The 19720-nt window shown below is 70.4% G+C and carries 14 protein-coding genes; 6 read left to right on the forward strand and 8 right to left on the reverse strand.

All coding sequences use genetic code 11. The features are described 5' to 3' along the window. Positions 1-38 precede the first annotated feature (38 nt). From glgX to treZ, 3 genes are read left to right on the forward strand one after another with little or no spacing between them, the layout of a single operon-like run. Complete coding sequence (gene glgX, locus VJN29_RS01185) at positions 39-2183, forward strand: glycogen debranching protein GlgX (RefSeq protein WP_324141570.1); 2145 nt, start codon at positions 39-41, stop codon at positions 2181-2183. Next, entirely contained in the window at positions 2180-4621 is a 2442-nt protein-coding gene (gene treY, locus VJN29_RS01190) for a malto-oligosyltrehalose synthase (RefSeq protein ID WP_324141572.1), read from the forward strand. Before glgX ends, treY begins: the two co-directional genes overlap by 4 nt. Next, on the forward strand, positions 4618-6405 hold the full coding sequence (treZ, locus tag VJN29_RS01195; protein ID WP_324141574.1) for a malto-oligosyltrehalose trehalohydrolase: 1788 nt from the start codon (positions 4618-4620) through the stop codon (positions 6403-6405). Before treY ends, treZ begins: the two co-directional genes overlap by 4 nt. Positions 6406-6777: 372 nt before the next feature. Here the strand turns inward: treZ and VJN29_RS01200 are convergent, their stop codons facing one another. After that, the gene (locus VJN29_RS01200) at positions 6778-7734 is read right to left on the reverse strand and encodes an acyl-CoA thioesterase II (RefSeq protein WP_324141576.1); all 957 of its coding nucleotides are present in this window, start codon (positions 7732-7734) and stop codon (positions 6778-6780) included. Between the two features lie 67 nt (positions 7735-7801). Next, a complete protein-coding gene (locus tag VJN29_RS01205; RefSeq protein WP_324141578.1) occupies positions 7802-9973 on the reverse strand; it encodes a RecQ family ATP-dependent DNA helicase in 2172 nt (723 codons plus the stop codon). 111 nt (positions 9974-10084) lie between these two features. On the opposite strand from VJN29_RS01205, the gene VJN29_RS01210 reads away from it, so the two are divergent. Both VJN29_RS01210 and VJN29_RS01215 read left to right on the forward strand, forming a co-directional pair. Then, positions 10085-10546, forward strand: coding sequence for an acyl-CoA thioesterase (locus VJN29_RS01210; protein ID WP_324141580.1), 462 nt, complete (start codon positions 10085-10087; stop codon positions 10544-10546). After that, the gene (locus tag VJN29_RS01215; RefSeq protein WP_324141582.1) at positions 10543-11193 is read left to right on the forward strand and encodes a hypothetical protein; all 651 of its coding nucleotides are present in this window, start codon (positions 10543-10545) and stop codon (positions 11191-11193) included. The genes VJN29_RS01210 and VJN29_RS01215 overlap by 4 nt, the downstream gene beginning before the upstream one ends. 36 nt (positions 11194-11229) lie before the next feature. On the opposite strand, the gene VJN29_RS01220 is transcribed toward VJN29_RS01215, so the two are convergent. Together VJN29_RS01220 and VJN29_RS01225 are read right to left on the reverse strand one after the other, a co-directional pair. After that, positions 11230-12018, reverse strand: coding sequence for a glycerophosphodiester phosphodiesterase (locus VJN29_RS01220; protein WP_324141584.1), 789 nt, complete (start codon positions 12016-12018; stop codon positions 11230-11232). Further along, on the reverse strand, positions 12015-13823 hold the full coding sequence (locus VJN29_RS01225; protein ID WP_324141619.1) for a glycoside hydrolase family 13 protein: 1809 nt from the start codon (positions 13821-13823) through the stop codon (positions 12015-12017). The genes VJN29_RS01220 and VJN29_RS01225 overlap by 4 nt, the downstream gene beginning before the upstream one ends. Positions 13824-13915: 92 nt before the next feature. On the opposite strand from VJN29_RS01225, the gene VJN29_RS01230 reads away from it, so the two are divergent. Further along, entirely contained in the window at positions 13916-14773 is an 858-nt protein-coding gene (locus VJN29_RS01230) for an LLM class flavin-dependent oxidoreductase (RefSeq protein ID WP_324141585.1), read from the forward strand. Positions 14774-14903: 130 nt separating this feature from the next. Here the strand turns inward: VJN29_RS01230 and VJN29_RS01235 are convergent, their stop codons facing one another. The 4 genes from VJN29_RS01235 to pepN all read right to left on the reverse strand — a co-directional run bounded on the left by VJN29_RS01235 (position 14904) and on the right by pepN (position 19635). Further along, entirely contained in the window at positions 14904-15554 is a 651-nt protein-coding gene (locus tag VJN29_RS01235) for a hypothetical protein (RefSeq protein ID WP_324141586.1), read from the reverse strand. A 135-nt stretch (positions 15555-15689) separates the two neighbouring features. Next, positions 15690-16076 (reverse strand): globin, encoded by a 387-nt coding sequence (locus tag VJN29_RS01240; RefSeq protein ID WP_324141588.1) that lies wholly within the window; start codon positions 16074-16076, stop codon positions 15690-15692. A gap of 32 nt (positions 16077-16108) precedes the next feature. Then, positions 16109-17026, reverse strand: coding sequence for a mechanosensitive ion channel family protein (locus VJN29_RS01245; RefSeq protein ID WP_324141590.1), 918 nt, complete (start codon positions 17024-17026; stop codon positions 16109-16111). 44 nt (positions 17027-17070) lie between these two features. Then, on the reverse strand, positions 17071-19635 hold the full coding sequence (gene pepN / locus VJN29_RS01250) for an aminopeptidase N (RefSeq protein ID WP_324141592.1): 2565 nt from the start codon (positions 19633-19635) through the stop codon (positions 17071-17073). Positions 19636-19720 lie beyond the last annotated feature (85 nt).

Here is a 19720-nt window from a genome sequence, read left to right on the forward strand (position 1 = left end):
CAATGACTGGCGCCCGTTCCGTCGACGAGAGAAGCTGCATGGAGATCTGGCCCGGACAGGCCTACCCGCTCGGGGCGACCTATGACGGGACGGGCGTGAACTTCGCCGTGTTCTCCGAGGTGGCCGACCGCATCGAGCTGTGCCTCATCGACGGCGAGGGCGAGAACCTCACCGAGACGCGCATCGACCTACCCGAGGTCGACGCCTTCGTCTGGCACGGCTACGTCCCGTACCTCCAGCCGGGACAGCGCTACGGCTTCCGGGTCCACGGTCCCTACGACCCGGCGCGTGGCCATCGGTGCAACCCGGCCAAGCTGCTCCTCGACCCCTACGCCAAGGCGATCGAGGGGCAGGCGGAGCAGAGCCAGGCGCTCTTCTCCTACACCTTCGGCGACCCCGACGCGGCCTCGACGACGCGGATCAACACCGAGGACAGCCTCGGGCACACGATGCTCTCGGTCGTCACCAACCCGTTCTTCGACTGGGCCAACGACCGACCGCCGCGGCACGAGTACCACGAGACCGTCATCTACGAGGCCCACGTCAAGGGGCTGACCAGGCTGCACCCCGAGATCCCCGAGGGGATCCGCGGCACCTATGCCGGCGTCGCCCACCCGGCCACCATCGCGCACCTCAAGGGCCTCGGGGTCACCGCGATCGAGCTCATGCCCGTCCACCAGTTCGTCCAGGACTCGCACCTGCTCGACCGGGGCCTGTCGAACTACTGGGGCTACAACACGATCGGCTTCCTCGCGCCGCACAACGGCTACGCGGCCGGCGGGCAGCGCGGACAGCAGGTGCTCGAGTTCAAGGGGATGGTCAAGGCGCTCCACGAGGCCGACATCGAGGTGATCCTCGACGTCGTCTACAACCACACCGCCGAGGGCAACCACCTCGGGCCGACCCTGGCGTTCCGCGGCCTCGACAACAACAGCTACTACCGGCTCGTCAGCGACGACCTCGCCCACTACTACGACACGACGGGGACGGGCAACTCCCTGCTCATGCGCCACCCCCATGTGCTGCAGCTCATCATGGACTCGCTGCGTTACTGGGTGATCGAGATGCACGTCGACGGCTTCCGCTTCGACCTCGCCGCGACGCTCGCTCGCCAGTTCCACGAGGTGGACAAGCTGTCCGCGTTCTTCGACCTGATCCAGCAGGACCCCGTCGTCAGCCAGGTCAAGCTCATCGCGGAGCCGTGGGACGTCGGCGAGGGCGGCTACCAGGTCGGTGGCTTCCCGCCGCTGTGGACGGAGTGGAACGGCAAGTACCGCGACACGGTCCGCGACTACTGGCGTGGTGCGGGGGGCGCACTGGCCGAGTTCGCCTCGCGCTTCACCGGCTCGAGCGACCTCTACGAGCACACGGGCCGCAAGCCGATCGCGTCGGTCAACTTCGTCACCTCGCATGACGGCTTCACGCTGCGCGACCTCGTCTCCTACAACGAGAAGCACAACGACGCCAATGGCGAGGGCGGCGTCGACGGCGAGGGTCACAACCGGTCCTGGAACTGCGGCGTCGAAGGGCCGACGACGGACCCGGGGGTCCTCGAGCTGCGGGCCCGGCAGCAGCGCAACTTCCTCGCCACGCTCCTGCTCTCGCAGGGCGTGCCGATGATCAGCCATGGCGACGAGCTGAGCCGCACCCAGCTCGGCAACAACAACGGCTACTGCCAGGACAACGAGATCACCTGGGTCGACTGGGACCTGCAGGAAGACGACCAGGAGCTGCTGGGCTTCACCCAGTCGATCATCAGGCTCCGCAAGGAGAACCCGGTCTTCCGGCGTCGCCGGTTCTTCGCCGGCAGCCCCGACCACGGTGGCGAGAGCGACCTCGGGGACATCGCCTGGTTCACGCCGAGCGGTGACAACATGGACGAGCCGGCCTGGCGGGACCCGTCGGCGCGATCCGTCATGGTCTTCCTCAACGGCTCGGCGATCCCAGAGCCCGACCCACGCGGGGAGCGGACGCTCGGTGACTCGTTCCTGGTGATGTTCAACGCCCACCACGAGCCGATCAGCTTCACCTTGCCCGACGAGGAGTACGGGCGACTGTGGATTCCGGAGGTGGACACGGCCGCCCGGGAGATCGATGCGGAGGAGCTCGAGCCCGGCTGGCAGATCCAGGTCGACGCCCGCAGCATCGTCGTCCTGCGGAGCCCGCGGGAGACCGACGCGTGAACGCAGGGCGCCGCATCGTCTCGACCTACCGGCTCCAGCTCGGTCCGGAGCTGACCTTCGAGGACGCGGCGGCGCAGGTGGAGTACCTGGCTCGCCTGGGCGTGACCCACCTGTACCTGTCCCCGGTCCTCCAGGCCACGGCGGGGTCGACCCACGGCTACGACGTCGTCGACCACTCGCGGCTGGACGAGGAGCTGGGCGGGGAGTCGGGTTTCCGCCACCTCGTCCGCGTCGCACGCGAAGCCGGGCTTGGCCTCGTCGTCGACGTCGTGCCCAACCACATGGCGACGCCGGTCCCGGTGTCACTCAGCCAGCCGCTGTGGTCCGTCCTCCGGGAGGGTCCGACATCGCCCTACGCGCACTGGTTCGACATCGACTGGGACGCCCTCGGCGGCAAGATCCTCTGGCCCGTGCTCGGGTCGTCGCTGGAGCAGGCTCTTGCAGCCGGGGAGGTGACCGTCGACCGGGTGGGAGGTGAGGACGTGGTGCGTTACTTCGACCACGTCCTTCCGCTGTCGCCGGGATCAGACCCGGGCCGTATGCCGCTGGGCTCGCTCCTCGGGCACCAGCACTACCGCTTGGCCTCGTGGCGAGACGCCGCCACCGAGCTGAACTATCGACGGTTCTTCGACGTGACCTCCCTGATCGGGGTGCGCGTGGAGGACCCGTCCGTCTTCGAGGCGACGCACCGGGTCGTCGTCGACGCCGTGGTGTCCGGGGACGTGGACGGCCTGCGGATCGACCACCCCGACGGGCTCGCCGATCCGCGCGGCTACCTCGAGCAGCTCGCCGGCGCGACCGGCCGTTGCTGGACCGTGGTCGAGAAGGTCCTCGAGGGCGAGGAACGGCTCCCCGAGGACTGGGCCTGCGCCGGGACGACGGGCTACGACGCGCTCCTGCGCGTGGGCGGCCTGTTCGTCGATCCGGACGGGGCCGAGCCGCTCTCGGCGCTGTCGGAGGAGCTGCTCGGGGGGCCGCAGGACCTCGGGTCGATGACCTGCGAGGCGAAACGGCACGTGGTGGAACGGGTGTTGCCGGCCGAGGTCTCACGCCTCATGCGGCTGGTCGCCCGGGCGCTGCCGTCGGTGGACCGCGGCGCGGCGAAGCGGGTTCTCGAAGCGCTGCTCGTGGGCATGGATCGCTATCGCGTCCACGTCAGGCCGGATGAGCCGGTCGAGACGGCCGAGGCGGAGGCCCTCAGGTCTGCTGCGGCGCATGGGCTCGGTGACGCCCGGAACACGGTCGACCAGGACGTGCTCGACGCCGTCATCGACCTCGCTCTCGGCCACGCCGCCGGTGTCGCGGACCCGGCGGCACAACGGGATTTCGTCGTCCGGTTCCAGCAGACCTGTGGCCCGGTCATGGCCAAGGCAGTGGAGGACACCGTCTACTACCGCCATGTGCGGCTCGTCGGGCTGGGCGAGGTGGGTGGCGATCCCGGCCGGTTCGGCGTCGCAGTGCCCGAGTTCCACGACTTCGCCCAGCGGATTGCCACGGACTGGCCACTGACGATGACGACACTGTCGACGCACGACACGAAACGGTCGGAGGACGTCCGAGCCCGCCTGGCCGTGCTGTCCGAGCGCCCGGCGGAGTGGTCCACCTGGGTCCGCAAGGCGTGGGCGATGGCCGCGGCCCATCGCGACGAGCGGGTCGATCCACTCACCGAGTACTTCCTGTGGCAGACGGTGGTCGGGGCGTGGCCGATCAGTGCCGAGCGACTCGTCGGCTATGCGACCAAGGCGGTGCGTGAGGCGAAGCTGCACACGGCGTGGGTCGACGGCGACGCGCGATACGAAGCATCCGTGGCCAGGTTCTGCACGGGTGTCGCGAGCGACGCGGGCGTGGCCCGGCACATCGACGCCTGGCTCACAGCCAGTGCACCCGTGGCTCGAGCAAACACTTTGGGCCAGAAGGTGATCCAGCTACTCATGCCAGGAGTGCCCGACCTATACCAAGGATCCGACCTCGTTGACCTGTCGCTCGTCGACCCGGACAACCGCCGTCCCGTCCACTACGCCGAGCGCGCCCGCCGGCTGGCGCGTCTCGACGAGGGCGAGGCGCCCGAGGACCTCGACGACGAGAAGCTGCTGGTGACCTCTGCCGCCTTGCGCCTACGGAGGGAACGTGCTGAGGTCTTCGTCGGCGAGCGCGCCGGCTATTCGCAGTTACCGGCGTCGAGTGACAACCTCGTCGCCTTCAGCCGCGGCGACGGGGGGCCAGAGGAAGTGGTCATCCTCGCGACGCGGCTTGCCGGGCAGCTCTTGGACAGCGGCGGCTGGGGTGAGGCGGTCGTCACGCTCCCGGTGGGAGCATGGCGCAACCTGTTGTCCGACACTGTTGTCGGCGGTGGCGCGGCGATGCTGGAAGACGTCGTGCCGCTCGATGGCTTGCCCGTGGCCATCCTCGTGCGCGACGACGTGAGGAGGACGCGATGATCTCGCCGATCAGGGTGTGGGCGCCCGACGCGAAGATCGTCGAGTGCGTGGTCGAGGGGAACCGCCACGCGATGTCTGCGGAGGAGGGGGGATGGTGGTCGTGGACCCCCACGGCCTGCGACGGTCCCGTCGACTACCTCTTCGCGGTCGACGCCCGCGACCCGGTTCCGGATCCGCGCAGCCCCTGGCTCCCGCATGGTGTGCACGGCCCGACCCGGACCTTCGACGAGGGCGCCTTCGCGTGGACGGACGGCGACTGGAAGGGCGCTCGTGACGGCGAAGGTGCCCTGGGCGGGGTGTGCTACGAGCTGCACGTCGGCACGTTCACGAGGGCGGGTACCTTCGCCGGCGCCACAGCCTGTCTCGACCACCTCGTCGAGCTCGGGGTGGATGTGGTGGGGATCATGCCCGTCGCGGCCTTCGGTGGCCCACACGGTTGGGGCTACGACGGAGTGCAGCCGTACGCCGTCCACCAGCCCTACGGGGGTCCGGCAGCCTTCCAGGAGTTCGTCGACGCCTGTCACGCCCGTGGTCTGGCAGTGTGCCTCGACGTCGTCTACAACCATGTCGGTCCAGTCGGCAACTACCTGCAGGCCTTTGGGCCGTACTTCACCGACCGGCACTCCACGCCCTGGGGGCCGGCGCTCAACCTCGATGGACCGGGCAGCGAGGAGGTGCGTCGCTGGGTGATCGACAACGCGCTGCGGTGGTTCCGTGACTTCCACGTCGACGCCCTTCGCCTCGACGCCGTCCATGCGCTCCACGACGACTCGCCCCGCCACCTCCTCGCCGAGCTGAGCGACGAGACGGCCGCCCTGTCCGCCCAGCTCGGACGTCCGCTCGAGCTCATCGCGGAGAGCGACCTCAACGACGCCGTCATGGTGACGCCGACGGCAGATGGCGGGAGGGGCATGACGGCCCAGTGGGACGACGACGTGCATCACGCGCTCCATGTCGCCCTGACCCACGAGCGGCAGGGGTACTACGCCGACTTCGCAGGAGGCACCGAGGCCTGGCCCGAAGCCACTCCGCTGCGCATTCTCGCCAAGACGCTCACTGAGGCCTTCCTCCATGACGGGCGGATGTCGACGTTCCGGGGGATGGCCTGGGGCGTGCCGGTCGACCGGGACACCACGTCCGGTCACCGGTTCGTCGCCTACCTGCAGAGTCACGACCAGGTCGGCAACCGTGCGCTGGGCGACCGGATCAACGAGACGGTCTCTCCGGGGCAGCAGGCGATCGGGGCCGCGATCTACCTGCTCTCGCCGTACACCCCCATGGTGTTCATGGGCGAGGAGTGGCGGGCGAGCACGCCCTTCCAGTTCTTCACCTCCTTCGACGACCAGTGGATCGCTGACGCGGTGCGCAACGGGCGGCGTGGGGAGTTCGCGGCGCACGGGTGGACGGCGACGGACCTCCCGGACCCACAGGATCCCGCCACTCGGAGCGGCAGTGTCCTTGACTGGTCGGAGGTCCAGACGCTCGGGCACACCGAGATGCTCGAGTTCTACCGGGAGCTGATCAAGACCCGCCGACGCGAGCCGGACGCCCGGTCAGGGGACCTGCGCGCGACCCAGGTGGACGTCGACGAGGCGAACGGCTGGCTCATCATGCATCGGGGCCGGATCCACGTCGTCTGCAACTTCAGGTCGAGGGCACAGGTCGTGCCCCTCAAGGGGTTGCTGGTCGATCGGGTCCTCGTGTCGTGGGGGCGGGCTCCCATCGTCGACGAGTCGGGCATCGGGCTCGACGGCCACGACGTCGCCGTCATCCGCACCCGCTGACTGATCGAGAGAACAGCTTTCGGGGCTGGCACACCCCCAGCCCGATCGAATGATCAGCTTTCGTGGCTGGCACATCCCCAGCCCGATCGAATGAACAGCTTTCGGGCCGGGAACCGCTCAACGGAACGCGACTCGTCACATCGCCCGAACACCGTCAAGGTTGCGGGATTGGCCCCCGCAGAAGGTGTTCTTTCGATTGGCGGGTGGGGCCCAGAAGTTGTCCTGTCGATCGGCGGGTGGGGCCAGAAGGTGTTCTTTCGATCGGCGGCTGGGCCCAGAAGGTGTTCTTTCGATCGGCGGGTGGGGCCCAGAAGGTGTTCTTTCGATCGGTGGGTGGGCCCAGAAGTGTTCTTTCGATTGGAGCTGTCGGGGTCAGGCGTCCTTGAGGCGGACCATGCCCTCCTGCGCCGTCGTCGCGACGAGCTGGCCGTCCTGGAACATCTGACCGATCCCCAGCCCACGGCCGTTGGAGGCGGACGGCGACTCCTGTACGTAGAGGAACCACCGATCAGCAGTGACCGGGCGGTGGAACCACATCGAGTGGTCGAGGCTGGCCACCCGGAGGCGCGGGTCGCCCCAGAGCAGACCATGTCGGCGCAGCACCGGGTCGAGCAGGGAGTAGTCGCTCGCGTAGGCGAGGACGGCGGCATGGATCAGCGGGTCGTCCGGCAGGGCGCCCAGAGCGCGCATCCAGACCTGCTGCTCCGCCTGGGCGCCCGGTGAGGGGTTGAGGAAGGTGGCCTCCTCGACCGGGCGCTGCTCGATCGGGCGCTGATGGGCGATGTGCTGGGCGGCCGGGTGGTCGATGTGCCCGAGCAGGTCGGCGAGCGAGCGCAGCCCCTCGGGACCGGGCAGCTCGGGCATCGTGAGCTGGTGCTCGAGACCGGGCGAATAAGCCTGGAACGAGCCGGTGAACGACATGATCGGCGCGTCGTTCTGGATCGCGTGGACGCGCCGCGTCGAGAACGACCTGCCGTCGCGCATCTCCTCGACCGCGAACCGGATCGGCTGCGTGTCGTCCCCGGGCCGCATGAAGTAGCCGTGGAGCGAATGGATCGGCCGCGGCCCCTCTCGCTCCTCGACCGCCTTGAGCGTGAGGCCGGCCGCCATGACGCACTGGGCCAGCACCTGTCCGCCGAACACACGGTCGTGCGGCATCCGCTGGCTGCGGCCCTCGAACACCCTCGCCTCGGTCGCGCCGATCGACGACGCTGCACTCTGACCGGCGATCCCCGTCACGGAGATCTGCGCCGTGCCGAGCTCCCGCAGGGTCAGCACGTCGATGAGGTCCTCGATGGGCGAGAGCGTCGGGGTGAGGTCGTCGGTCACAGCGTCGACCCTAGTGCCCGCCGCTGGGTCGGAAGAGCAGCCGCATCGCAGCTGGGGCCGGGCCTCGTCAGGCCTCGAGCGCGAGCACGAGGGGCAGGACGGCGGGCACTCCCGCCTCGCGCAGCAGTGCGCCGGCGACCGTCAGCGTCCACCGCGAGTCGGCGACGTCGTCGACGAGAAGCAGCGGACCGGGTATGCCGCTGAGTCGGCTTCGCAGGTCATCGCCGAGGCCCAGCCGTCCCCAGGTGTTCGCGAGGCGAAAGGCGCTGTTGCCGCCCGGCTCTCCAACGGGTCCGCCGTCGATCAGGTCGAGGGCGCCGAGGTAGGGGAGACGTCCGAGCTCTCCGATGCCCGCAGCGAGGGATGACACGAGCTCAGGTCGACGACGGGAGGGCACCGAGGCGATGGCGACCGGCCGCTCGGCCCAGTCCCAGGTGCGCAGCACGTCCACGACCGCGCGGAGCACCTCGGGGGGAACCGGCCGGTCGCCTCCCTCGTCTGCCGTGGCCCGGAGCAGCTCGCGCAGCCGCTGCCCCCAACCGAGGTCGCTGAGACGCGCTACCGCGCGGCCCTCCGTGAGGGCTGCCTCGGGCGCGATGCGCCCCTTGACCGGTACTCCGAGCCGGTCCATCCCGGTCGGCCACTGGGCGCGGGGCTCGAGGACGACGCCGGGCTGCTCGAGCCGGGAGCGCGCCGTGTGGACAGCGGCCTCCGGGATGCTGGTGGCGAACCAGGCACCCGCGCACCCGTCGCACCGGCCGCAGTCCTGCGCCGTGTCGTCGTCGAGGCACCGCTGCAGGAAGGCCATCCGGCAGCCGTCGGTACGCTCGTAGTCCACCATGAGCTGTTGCTCGCGGGCGCGTGCATCCGAGACCCGCTGGTAGCGCTCGGAGTCATACGTCCACGGTTGCCCCGTCGCGGCCCACCCACCCGGGACCCGCTGCACCGCGCCGTCGACATCGAGCACCTTGAGCAGCAGCTCGAGCCGGGTCCGGCGGACATCGACGATGGACTCGAGCACCACGGTCGACAGCGGCCGACCGCTCTGCGCGAGTGCGCGTAGGACTGCGTCGGCCTGGTCCTGGCGCGGCATGGACGCGGACGCGAAGTAGCGCCAGATGTCCTTGTCCTCGGGGCCCGGCATGAGCAGGACGTCGGCCCGCTCGGTGGCGCGACCGGCTCGGCCGACCTGCTGGTAGTAGGCGACCGGGGACGACGGCGCCCCGAGGTGCAGGACGAAGCCGAGGTCCGGCTTGTCGAATCCCATGCCGAGGGCCGACGTCGCCACGAGGGCCTTGATCTCGTTGTCCCGCAACGCTTCCTCGAGCCGGATCCGCTCGGCTGGCTCGGTCCGGCCCGTGTAGGCGGCAACGTCGTGGCCGGCGTCGCGCAGAGCGGTGGCGACGTCCTCGGCGGCGGACACGGTGAGCGAGTACACGATGCCCGAGCCCGGGAGGTCGCCCAGGTGGGCGATGAGCCAGGCGAGCCGCTGCTCGGGGGAGGCGAGGGGCAGCACGCCGAGGCGCAGCGACGCTCGCGCGAGCGGGCCTCGCAGGGTCAGCACGTCCCGGCCGCCCGTGCCGTCGTCGTCACCTCGCCCGCGCGCCGACAGCTGTTCGACGACGTCGGTCACGACGCGGGCATTCGCCGTCGCCGTCGTGGCGAGGACCGGTGTCTCGTCGGGCAACGTGGTGAGCAGGTCCCGGATGCGTCGGTAGTCGGGCCGGAAGTCGTGCCCCCAGTCGCTGATGCAGTGCGCCTCGTCGACGACGAGCAGGCCACACGACGCAGCGAGGGCCGGGAGCTGCTCGTCGCGAAAGCGCGGGTTGTTCAGGCGTTCCGGGCTCACGAGCAGCACGTCGACGTCACCCCGCGCCAACGCTCCCGAGACCGCACCCCACTCGTCGGCGTTCGTCGAGTTGAGCGTCACGGCGCGGATCCCGGCCCGCTCGGCTGCGGCGATCTGGTCCCGCATCAGGGCGAGCAGGGGGCTCACGATGACGGTCGGCCCGGCACCCGTCGCGCGCCGCAGCGCCGTCGCCACGAAGTAGACGGCCGACTTGCCCCATCCGGTCCGCTGGACGACGAGCACGCGGCGCCGCGACTCGACCAGCGCCTCGATCGCCTCGAGCTGCCCGTCGCGGAAGTCGACCTCGTCGCGCCCGACCAGGCGCCGGAGCGCGACGGTGGCGCGCTCGCGCAGGTCCGTCGCGGGTAGGGCGGTCGGTGAGCTCGGCATGGCACCCACCGTACGGGTCGACGGTGACCGAGCTCAGCGGCATACGGCATGGGCTGTGGACGGCGTGGCCCGCGACCGTGGGGCTGTGGACGACCCTGCAAGGATGGGCCCATGGAGCCGTATGCCGCCCACGTGTCCCTGCGGTGGTCCGACATGGACGCCTACGCGCACATCAACAACGTCCAGTTCCTCCGCCTGCTCGAGGACGCTCGCGTCATTGGCTTCCGGGACTGGTTCGGGCAGGAGCGGTCGCTCCTCGACGAGGGCGTGCTCGTGTCGCGGCACGAGATCGAGTACCGCCATCCGCTCGGCTTCCGTCACGAACCGGTCGAGATCCAGATGTGGGTCTCGCGCATCGGCGGGGCGGGTTTCGACGTGGCCTACGTGGTCACCGATCCTGACGGCGTCGGTGAGGGCGCGGACGGTCAGCGCACCATCTACGCCGTCGCGGAGACCGAGCTCGCGCTCTACGACTTCGCGTCGGCGTCGCCCCGGCGGATGCAGCCGGAGGAGCGACAGGTCCTGGGCCAGCTGTTCGGCGACCCGGCACCGTTCCGGAGGCGGCGGCGGTGACCGCCGTCGCCCCGCAGATCGACTTCGGCGACCCTCGCGGCCTGACCGACCTCTCGACCTTCATCGGCCGGGCGCGCGTCGCCGTCCCCGAAGGCGCCATCCGGCTCCAGGTGCCGGGACGCGGGCTGCTCGTCGTCACCGTCGCCGTGCTCGAGGGTTCCGGCCTCATGGGGGACGGGACCGTGCTCGGCCTCCGCGCCGTCCGCATCCGGGACGCCACTCCCGGGATCGACGCGACGGTGACCTTCGCGTCGGTAGCCGACCGCCTGGCCCGACACCGTGGCACCGAGACGACATTGAGCGTGCCCCCGACCACGGTTTCGCCGCCCTGGGCCGGGTTGGCGCCCCCGCGTGAGGGCTGGGAGCGCGTCGGCGCGCTCGAGGCGGCCGAGGTGGGCAGCGCCGCCGAACGGGGAATCGCCGAGGTGGCGGAGGGGAGCCCGGAAGGATCCGGTGGCGCTGCAGTGACGGCCTTGCGACGTCGGGTCTGGGGCGCGATGACGCGGACCGTCCCGCCGATCGCAGCGGGGCTGGCCTTCGGGGCGCACGTCCTCGGGTTCCTCCGGGAGGGGGAGCAGATCACCGTCGCGACGTGCGGTCGGTGGACCCGGCTCAGCACCTCGCGGGGTCACGTCCTCGTGCGCTGAGCCCCTGCCCGCACGGGACAGCAGGGCGTATGCCGCTCAGCTGGCCCCCGTCCACACGGCGCGGTCGTTGAGCACGTCCTTGAGGACGTCGATGCGGTCGCTGACGAGGCCGTCGACGCCGAGGTCGAGCAGGCGGTGCATCTCGTCCGGGTCGTCGACCGTCCACGCGTGGACCTGCTTGCCGAACCGGTGCGCGGCGTCGACGAGCTTGCGCGTCACGACGGTCACCTCACGACGCCCGAGGAGGTACGTGGGCGGGACCTGGAAGACGTCGGCGGGGGACCGCACCAGGCGCGACAGCGCACGCGGACCGAAGCGCATCAGGATCGTGCCGGCATGGGCAGCAGCCGTCGCCACCCGACCGGCGGACACCTTCCGGAAGGTGGTGATCTCCCGCTGGTAGAACGATCCGACGCACACCGAGTCCTGGATGCCCCGGTGCTCGATGAGCTCCCAGAGCAGCTCCGCCGTCCGGGGTGCCTTGAGGTCGATGTTCAGCTTGGTCTCCGGGAAGGTCTCGATGACCTCGGCGAGCAGCGGCACGTGCTCGCCATGACCGACCCGGGCCCACCGGACCCGGTCCCAGTCCAGGTCGCGGATCCGGCCCTGCAGATCCGACACGCGGTCGAGCCGGTCGTCGTGGAAGGCGACGAGGCGACCATCGCGGGTGGCATGGACGTCGGTCTCGATGTGGGTGTAGCCGAGGGCGACCGCGTTGCGAAAGGCGGTCATGGTGTTCTCCATGCCGAGGTTCGGCTCGTAGAGCGCGCCGCCCCGGTGCGCGAGGGCCAGGGGCGTCCGAGCCAGGTACGGCCTCGTGCTCATGCGTCGAGGCTATCTGTCGTTCGGTGGCCGGCCCGCCACGGCCACCTCGCCCACACGGTGGTGTCCGTCGGCACCAGCCCGTCGCCGAGCGGCGCCGATGCTTCGATCACCTCGGCCGCGTCAGGAAGCACCACCGGCTCTGCGCCCAGGTTGGCGACGACGAGAAGGCGGTCACCGTCGGCGTTGCCGTTGACGAAGGCGACGACGTCCGGACCGTAGCCCCCGACGAAGGCCAGCGAGCCGGACCCGAGCGAGAGCTCGCGGCGCAAGCGCAGCAGGGTCCGATAGAGCTCGAGCGTCGAACCGGCGACCCCGTCCTGCTGGTCGACGGCGTAGTGGCCGTAGACCTTCGGTTGGGGCAGCCAGGTCGCTGGGCCGGGTCCGAAGCCGTGGCCCGGCGCGTCCCTGGTCCAGGGCATCGGCACCCGGCAGCCGTCACGCCCCTTCTCCTCGCCGCCGCTCCGCACGAACGTCGGGTCCTGCCGCAGCTGGTCCGGCAGGTCCGTCGACTCCGGCAGGCCGAGCTCCTCGCCCTGGTAGAGGTAGGCGCTGCCGGGCAGCGCGAGCATCAGCGTCGTCGCGGCTCGGGCGCGCCGGAGTCCGAGCTCGCGGTCGGGCTGTGGGTCCTCCGCGCCGATCCCGTTGGGGCGCCTCGTGCCCGGGGGAAAGCCCAGTCTGGTCGCGTGGCGCACGACGTCATGGTTGGACAGTACCCAGGTCGACGGGGCGCCGACGGAGTCGGCCGCCAGCAGGGATCGCTCGATGACGGCGACGAGGTCCGCTGCGATCCACGGCGTGCCCAGGAAGTCGAAGTTGAACGCCTGGTGCATCTCGTCCGGGCGGGTGTAGCGAACGGCCCGCTCCTGCGGCTCGACCCACGCCTCGGCGCACAGGATGCGGTCCGGCGGCCCGTACGAGTCGAGCACCGTGCGCCAGGACCGGTAGATCTCGTGGACGCCGTCCTGGTCCCAGTAGGGGATCTGGTGCGTCGGCTCGGGCGCGTGGCCGTCGAGCACGTGCGCGGCCGCCTCCTCGGTGTCGCCCAACATGTGGGTGCGCGCCCGGTGGTCGGGCAGGCCCTTTCGCTTGACGAGGCCGTGTGCGACGTCGACGCGGAAACCGTCCACGCCTCGGTCGAGCCAGAACCGCAGGACGGACTCGAACTCCGACCGGACCTGCTGGTGGTCCCAGTTGAAATCTGGCTGCGCGGGGTCGAACAGGTGCAGGTACCACTGGCCGGGCGAGCCGTCCGGTTCCGTGACCCGGGTCCACGCGGGGCCGCCGAAGACCGACTCCCAGTTGTTCGGGGGCAGGTCACCGCCGGCGCCCCGGCCGTCCCGGAAGACGTAGCGATCTCGCTCGGAGGAGCGGGGTCCTGCAGCCAGGGCCGTGCGGAACCACGCGTGGGCGTCGGAGCTGTGGTTCGGCACCAGGTCGACGATGACCCGCAGGCCGAGCTCGTGGGCTCGGGCGATGAGCTCGTCGGCGTCCGCCAACCGGCCGAACAGGGGGTCGACGTCGCGGTAGTCGGCCACGTCGTATCCCCCGTCTGCCTGCGGGCTCGGGTAGAACGGCGACAGCCAGAGCGCGTCCACCCCGAGGCGGCGGAGGTGGTCGAGGCGTGCGGTGATGCCGGGCAGGTCCCCGATGCCGTCACCGTTCGAGTCCGCCCACGACCGCGGGTACACCTGGTAGATCACGGCGTGCCGCCACCACGCTGAGTGGCGCGGATCGGCGGTGTGGAGGAGGGGGCAGACCCGGAGAGCGGGACGTGGCGAGGTTTCCGTCGGCGTCACCGGCCCCATCATCGGCCATGCAGCGGCAAAGACAAAGCAAAGGCGTGCAAGTTCTTGCATCGTGAAGGAACAGCGTCGGTGGCTGCTGGTACGCAGGACCGATGAACTTCGGATTCGTCGTGCCGTATGCCGCTGAGCTCGCTTTCGCAGACCTGGCCCGGCTGGGCGAGGGGCGGGGGTGGGACGGGGTCTTCACCTGGGAGGCCGTGTACGGCGTCGACGCCTGGGTACAGCTCGGCGCTGCCGCGATGGTGACCTCGTCGATTCGCCTGGGCACCCTGCTCACGCCGGCATCGCGCCACCGGCCCTGGGATCTCGCCTCGAAGGTCGGCTCGGTCGACCGGATCAGTGGCGGACGAGTTGTCATGTCGGTCGGGCTCGGCGCGCTGCACCCCGGGTGGCTGGCCTTCGAGGCCGACGAGGGTCGCGCCGCCCGGGCGCGGAAGCTCGACGAGTCGCTGGCCGTCTACGCCGGGCTACTGGGTGGCGATCCCGACTTCACGTACGAGGGCAGGTACTACTCCGCCCGTCGCAACGACTTCCTCAAGCCGCCACCCACCCCGCAGCGCCCGCACCCGCCCGTCTGGGTCGTCGGTGCCCCAACCGTTGGGCGGGACGGTCGCCAGCGATCCCTCGAGCGGGCCGCGCGCTGGCAGGGCGTCATCCCGGCGATCCATCCGCCGTCCGGTGAGGGCGCCAAGTCCGTGGAGGACTTCCGCGCCGTCGTCGACTCCGTCCGAGCCGTGCGGGTTGCCGCGGGCCTGAGCATGGACGGTTACGACGCCGTCATCGAGGCCGACTCGCACGGCTCGTTCACGACGCTCGAGCCCGCCGAGCCCGCGGCCTGGGAGCAGGCCGGCGCAACGTGGTGGATCGAGAGCTGGTGGGACCTGCCCGAGGGCCCGGACGGGCTGGCCGAGGTCAGGCGCCGGGTCGAGGCAGGCCCGCCGCAACCCTGACTCCGTCGACCGAGTCGGCTCGATGAGGGTTCCGCGCGCCGGATGGGGACCGGGGTCCGCGTGTGGCGGGCTGGATGAGGTTCCGGGCGCCGGATGGGGACCGGGGTCCGCGTGTGGCGGGGTGCAGCGGTCAGCGCTGGCCGCGGCCGAGGTGCAGGCCCATACCGGGTCCGGCACCGATGACGCCGGCGTCCACGGCCTTCTTCACCGCATCGGCCTCTGCCTGGGTCAGCTTGCCGTCCTTGACCGCCTGGTCGAGCCGGTCCGTCAGGGCCTGGTCCCGCTCGGCCTCGTGTTCGGCCTCGAGGTCCGCCAGGGCGCCGCTGACCTTGCTCGAGTCGATACCGAGCTCGGCCGCGAGCGCATCCGCGAGCTTCTGCTGCACCTGGTCCCGCAGCGCCTGCCGGTCTGCTGTCGGGTTGTCCTTGCCTGCCGCTCGCAAATCCTTCACCTCGTCCCTGAGGTCGTCCCGGACCGCGGCCATGGCGTCGCGCAGCTGGCTCTCGTCAACCCCGAGCTCCTCGGCCAGCTCGGACAGGTCACCGCCGAAGGCGCCCATCCCGCCGATGCCGCCCATGCCGCCCATGCCGTGCCGACCGCCCGCACCCCAGCCCCGACCGTTGCCGTTGCCGTTGCTGTCACTGGGCCCGCTCTGCGTCGTGGGCGAGGGCGTGGGTGCGGCGTCGTCGGCCTGGGCGGCGGATGAGATGCCGAATCCGATCGCCAGCGCGGCAGCACCCACGGCGGCGATGCCGGCGACCTTCCTGTTCATCGATGTCATGTCGGGTCCCTTCCTTGACGTTCCGCAGCCACGGCGCGTGGCCCTCGCCCTCAGACAACACCCGGAAGGAGCGCGCCGTCCGGTGAATCACCTGTGACTCCCTGTGAGTCCGTGAACGCCCGGAATCCTGTGGAGTCAGTATGCGCCGTCCGGTCCGGGGGTGTTGACCAGTGAGTAGGCGGCCCGGGTGAGGTAGTCGCGCAACCGGTCGTCGAGCTCTGGGTCGAGCTCCAGCGTGTCGACGGCGTTCATCATGTGCAGCAGCCAACGGTCCCGCATGTCGGGGGTCACGCGGAACGGCACGTGGCGCATCCGCAGGCGCGGGTGCCCGCGTCGGTCGGAGTAGGTCGTCGGCCCGCCCCAGTACTGCTCGAAGAACATGCGGAGCCGGTCCTCGGCCGGCCCCAGGTCCTGCTCGGGGTAGAGCGCCCGGAGCTCGTCATCCTGCGCGACGCCCCGGTAGAACTCCCGGACGAGCTTCGCAAAGGTCTCGTGGCCACCGAAGTCGTCGTAGTAGGTCACGGCGTCGATTGTCCCAGAGCCTTTGGGGCCGCTCAGGCCTGGGCACCGTAGGGCGGCACCGCGGGCAGCACGGCGGGCGACCGCACGCCCGCCCGGTCGAAGGCGACCTTGATCCGCTCGCGCAGTTCCCGCTGCACCGAGAAGTGCTCCTGGGCAACGGTCTTCGCGGTGATGCGGATCGTGACGACGCCCCCGGCCGTCGACTCCACCCCGACGGTCGGTGACTCGAGGATCTTCTCGTTCCACGGGGAGGAACCCCTGAGGTCGTCCACCACCTCCTGGATGATCCCCTTCGCGCGCTCGATGTCCTCGTCGTAGGCGACCGAGACGTCGACGATGGCCGTCGACCATCCCTGCGACCGGTTGCCGATGCGGATGATCTCGCCGTTGCGGACGTACCACGTCACGCCGTTCGCATCCCGCAGCTGGGTCACCCGTAGTGACACGTTCTCCACCGTTCCGACGGCCTCGCCGGTGTCGATCACGTCACCGACCCCGTACTGGTCCTCGACGATCATGAAGATCCCCGAGAGGAAGTCCTTGACCAGGCTCTGCGCCCCGAAGCCGAGGGCGACGCCGCCGACTCCCACCGAGGCGAGCAAGGGCCCCAGCGGGATCTCGAGCAGCGCCATGACGGTGAGGGTGGCAACCGTCACGACCGCGATGGTGACGACGTTGTGCAGCAGCGAACCCATCGTCCGGGTCCGCTGCACGTGCCGCTCGTTGGCCATGCGGACCGCCTGGGCCAAGGCCGTCCCGGGCCGCGAGGGCTCGGCGACCCGCTCGATGTGTCGGCTCGTCGCTCCGGCCACGACCCGATCGATGACCTGGTGCAGCAGTCGCATCACGAGGATCGCCAGCGCGATGGTGGCGATGATCCGGAGTGGGGTGCCCACGAACCACTCACCCACCTCGGCCCACGTGAGAGTGGGAAGCGAGCTCAGCGGCATACGGACCATTGTGTATGCCGCTCAGCGCGCTGGAGTGGCGACGCTCACTGGCGCTCGGCGTCCTTGGCCTGCGCCCGAAGGGCGCGGGCGATCGTGTCGCGGTTCTCTGCCACCGTGCGGACCAGGCCGGCCGGCGCGTCCGGGTGGGCATCGAGCCAGGCGTCCGATGCGGCCTTGAGCTCTTCGCTCGCGAGGCCGAACGGGTAGAAGCCGCCGACGACTCGCTCGCCGATGGCGACGCTGCGCGCGGCCCAGGCGTCGACGAGCATGGCGTGGTACTTCTCCACGTACGGCTCGAGCAGCATCAGGTCGGTGCTGCGGCGGAAGCCGTTGCCGATGGCCTGGACCATCTGGTTCGACAGGTCGCCCCGCTCCACCGCCTTCGCCCAGGCGTCCGCCTTCGCCGCCGCGGTCGGGCGAGCGGCCAACGCCTCGGCGGCACGCTCCTTGCCCGTCGCGGTGGGGTCCCGGTCGAGCTCGGCCCGGATCTCGTCGGACTCCGCCGCACCCAGTGCGGCCAGGGCCAGCGTGAACGTCCAGCGCAGCTCCGTGTCGACGGTGAGTCCGGGCAGTGACTCGGTGCCGGTGAGCAGCGCGCGCAGGGCCCGCTCGTCGGCGGGGTCGACCGTGGTGTTCGCCCAGGCCTCGATGAGCTGGAACTGCGCGTCGCTGCCGGGCTCGGCTGCCTCGGCGAGTCCCCGCAGCGTCGACGAGAGCAGCGCCGCCGTCTCCGCACGGTGGTCCGGCGCCGTGTAGAGACGCGTCGCCGTGGTGATCTGGGTCAGCAGCACGCGGAGCAGGGTCGAGTCCTGCTCGCCCGGGAGCGAGTCGAGCACGAACCGCACGAAGTCTCGCGCCGGCATCTCCGCGTCGCGGGTCATGTCCCACGTCGCTCCGAGCACGAGCGACCGCGGCAGGGAGTCCTGGAAGCCACGCGGCAGGTCGAGGGCGGTGCGCAGCGACCGCTCGTCGAGACGGAGCTTCGCGTAGGCGAGGTCGTCATCGTTGAGGAGCAGCAGGTCGGGCTGGGGTCGGCCGACGAGCTCGGGCAGCTCGGTGCGCGAGCCGTCGATGTCGACCTCGAGGTAGTGGGATCGGACGAGCGAGTCACCCGCCCGGTCGTACAGACCGATGCCGAGGCGGTGCGGGCGCAGCGTGGGGTACTCGCCGGGTGCGGTCTGCGCGACGGCGAAGGAACGGTACGTGCCGTCGTCGGCGACGTCGAAGACCGGCCGGAGCGTGTTGACGCCCGCGGTCTCGAGCCAGAGCTTGGCCCACGACGTCAGGTCACGCCCGGAGGCCTTCTCCAGCTCTCCGAGCAGGTCGGCGAGGGTCGTGTTGCCCCACGCGTGCGCTCTGAAGTACTCCCTCAGGGCGGCGACGAAGGGCTCCCGTCCGACGTAGGCGACCAGCTGCTTGAGGACCGAGGCACCCTTGGCGTACGTGATGCCGTCGAAGTTCACCTCGACGTCCTCGAGATGGCGCATGTCCGCGGCGATCGGGTGCGTCGAGCTGAGCTGGTCCTGGGTGTAGGCCCAGGCCTTCTCGGAGGTGCCGAAGGTCGTCCAGGCGCTCGTCCACTCGGTGGCCTCCGCCTGGCAGGTCGTCGAGGCCCACTCTGCGAACGACTCGTTGAGCCAGAGGTCGTCCCACCACTTCATCGTCACGAGGTTGCCGAACCACATGTGGGCCAGCTCATGCAGGATCGTCAGCGCCCGGCGCTCGATCTTCGCCTCGGAGACCTTGGACCGGAACACGTAGACCTCGGTGAAGGTGACCGCGCCGGCGTTCTCCATCGCCCCCATGTTGTACTCCGGCGTGAACACCTGGTCGTACTTCTCGAAGGGATAGGGCTGGTCGAACTCTGCCTCGAAGAAGGCGAAGCCCTTCTTCGTGCAGTCGAAGATGTTGTCCGCATCGAGGTGCTGGGTCAGTGACCTGCGGCAGAAGACCCCGAGCGGGACGGTGCCGCCGCGGGTCTGGACCTCGTCCCGAATCTCGTCGTAGGGGCCGGCGATGAGTGCGGTGATGTACGAGGAGATGCGTTTCGTCGGCGCGAACTCCCACGTGGCCACCTCGGTGTGGTCGACGACGCCGGCCGGGGTGGGTTCGGGGGTCAGCGAGTTGGAGATGACCTTCCAGTGTGCCGGGGCCGTCACGGTGAACTGGAAGGACGCCTTGAGGTCGGGCTGCTCGAAGACGGCGAACATCCGACGCGAGTCGGGCACCTCGAACTGGGTGTAGAGGTAGACCTCGTTGTCGATGGGGTCGACGAACCGGTGCAGCCCTTCACCGGTGTTGGTGTAGTGACCCGTCGCGTCGACGGTCAGCTCGTTGTCCGCGGCCAGGCCGGGGAGCGCCACCCGGGAGTCGGCGAAGACCTCGGCGGGGTCGAGGTCCACGCCGTTGAGGGTCACCCGCTGCACCGAGTCAGCGATGAGGTCGATGAACGTTCCGGCTCCCGGCTCGGAGCAGGAGAAGTGCACGGTGGAGACCGTCCGGAACGTCTGGGGGCCCGTCGTCAGGTCGAGCTGGACGTCGTAGGTCTCGACCCGCAGCAGGTTGGCGCGCAGGGCCGCCTCGTCGCGGGTCAGGTTCTTGCCGGGCACGAGGGCCTCCTCTGGGGACAGGTCGGGCGCGGCCGTCCACCGGTGGGGACGGCTCCGTCGCGGGGGACATCCTCGCACGGATGGG

It is taken from the genome of Intrasporangium sp., from assembly GCF_035280925.1.
Lineage (GTDB): Bacteria > Actinomycetota > Actinomycetes > Actinomycetales > Dermatophilaceae > Intrasporangium.

Coding starts and splice junctions, on each gene's coding strand:
- VJN29_RS01235 (WP_324141586.1), bottom strand. CDS start 15,554: ATGACATCGATGAACAGGAAGGTCGCCGGCATCGCCGCCGTGGGTGCT.
- VJN29_RS01245 (WP_324141590.1), bottom strand. CDS start 17,026: ATGCCGCTGAGCTCGCTTCCCACTCTCACGTGGGCCGAGGTGGGTGAG.
- VJN29_RS01220 (WP_324141584.1), bottom strand. CDS start 12,018: ATGAGCACGAGGCCGTACCTGGCTCGGACGCCCCTGGCCCTCGCGCAC.
- VJN29_RS01205 (WP_324141578.1), bottom strand. CDS start 9,973: ATGCCGAGCTCACCGACCGCCCTACCCGCGACGGACCTGCGCGAGCGC.
- glgX (WP_324141570.1), top strand. CDS start 39: ATGGAGATCTGGCCCGGACAGGCCTACCCGCTCGGGGCGACCTATGAC.
- treZ (WP_324141574.1), top strand. CDS start 4,618: ATGATCTCGCCGATCAGGGTGTGGGCGCCCGACGCGAAGATCGTCGAG.
- VJN29_RS01210 (WP_324141580.1), top strand. CDS start 10,085: ATGGAGCCGTATGCCGCCCACGTGTCCCTGCGGTGGTCCGACATGGAC.
- VJN29_RS01225 (WP_324141619.1), bottom strand. CDS start 13,823: ATGGGGCCGGTGACGCCGACGGAAACCTCGCCACGTCCCGCTCTCCGG.
- VJN29_RS01230 (WP_324141585.1), top strand. CDS start 13,916: ATGAACTTCGGATTCGTCGTGCCGTATGCCGCTGAGCTCGCTTTCGCA.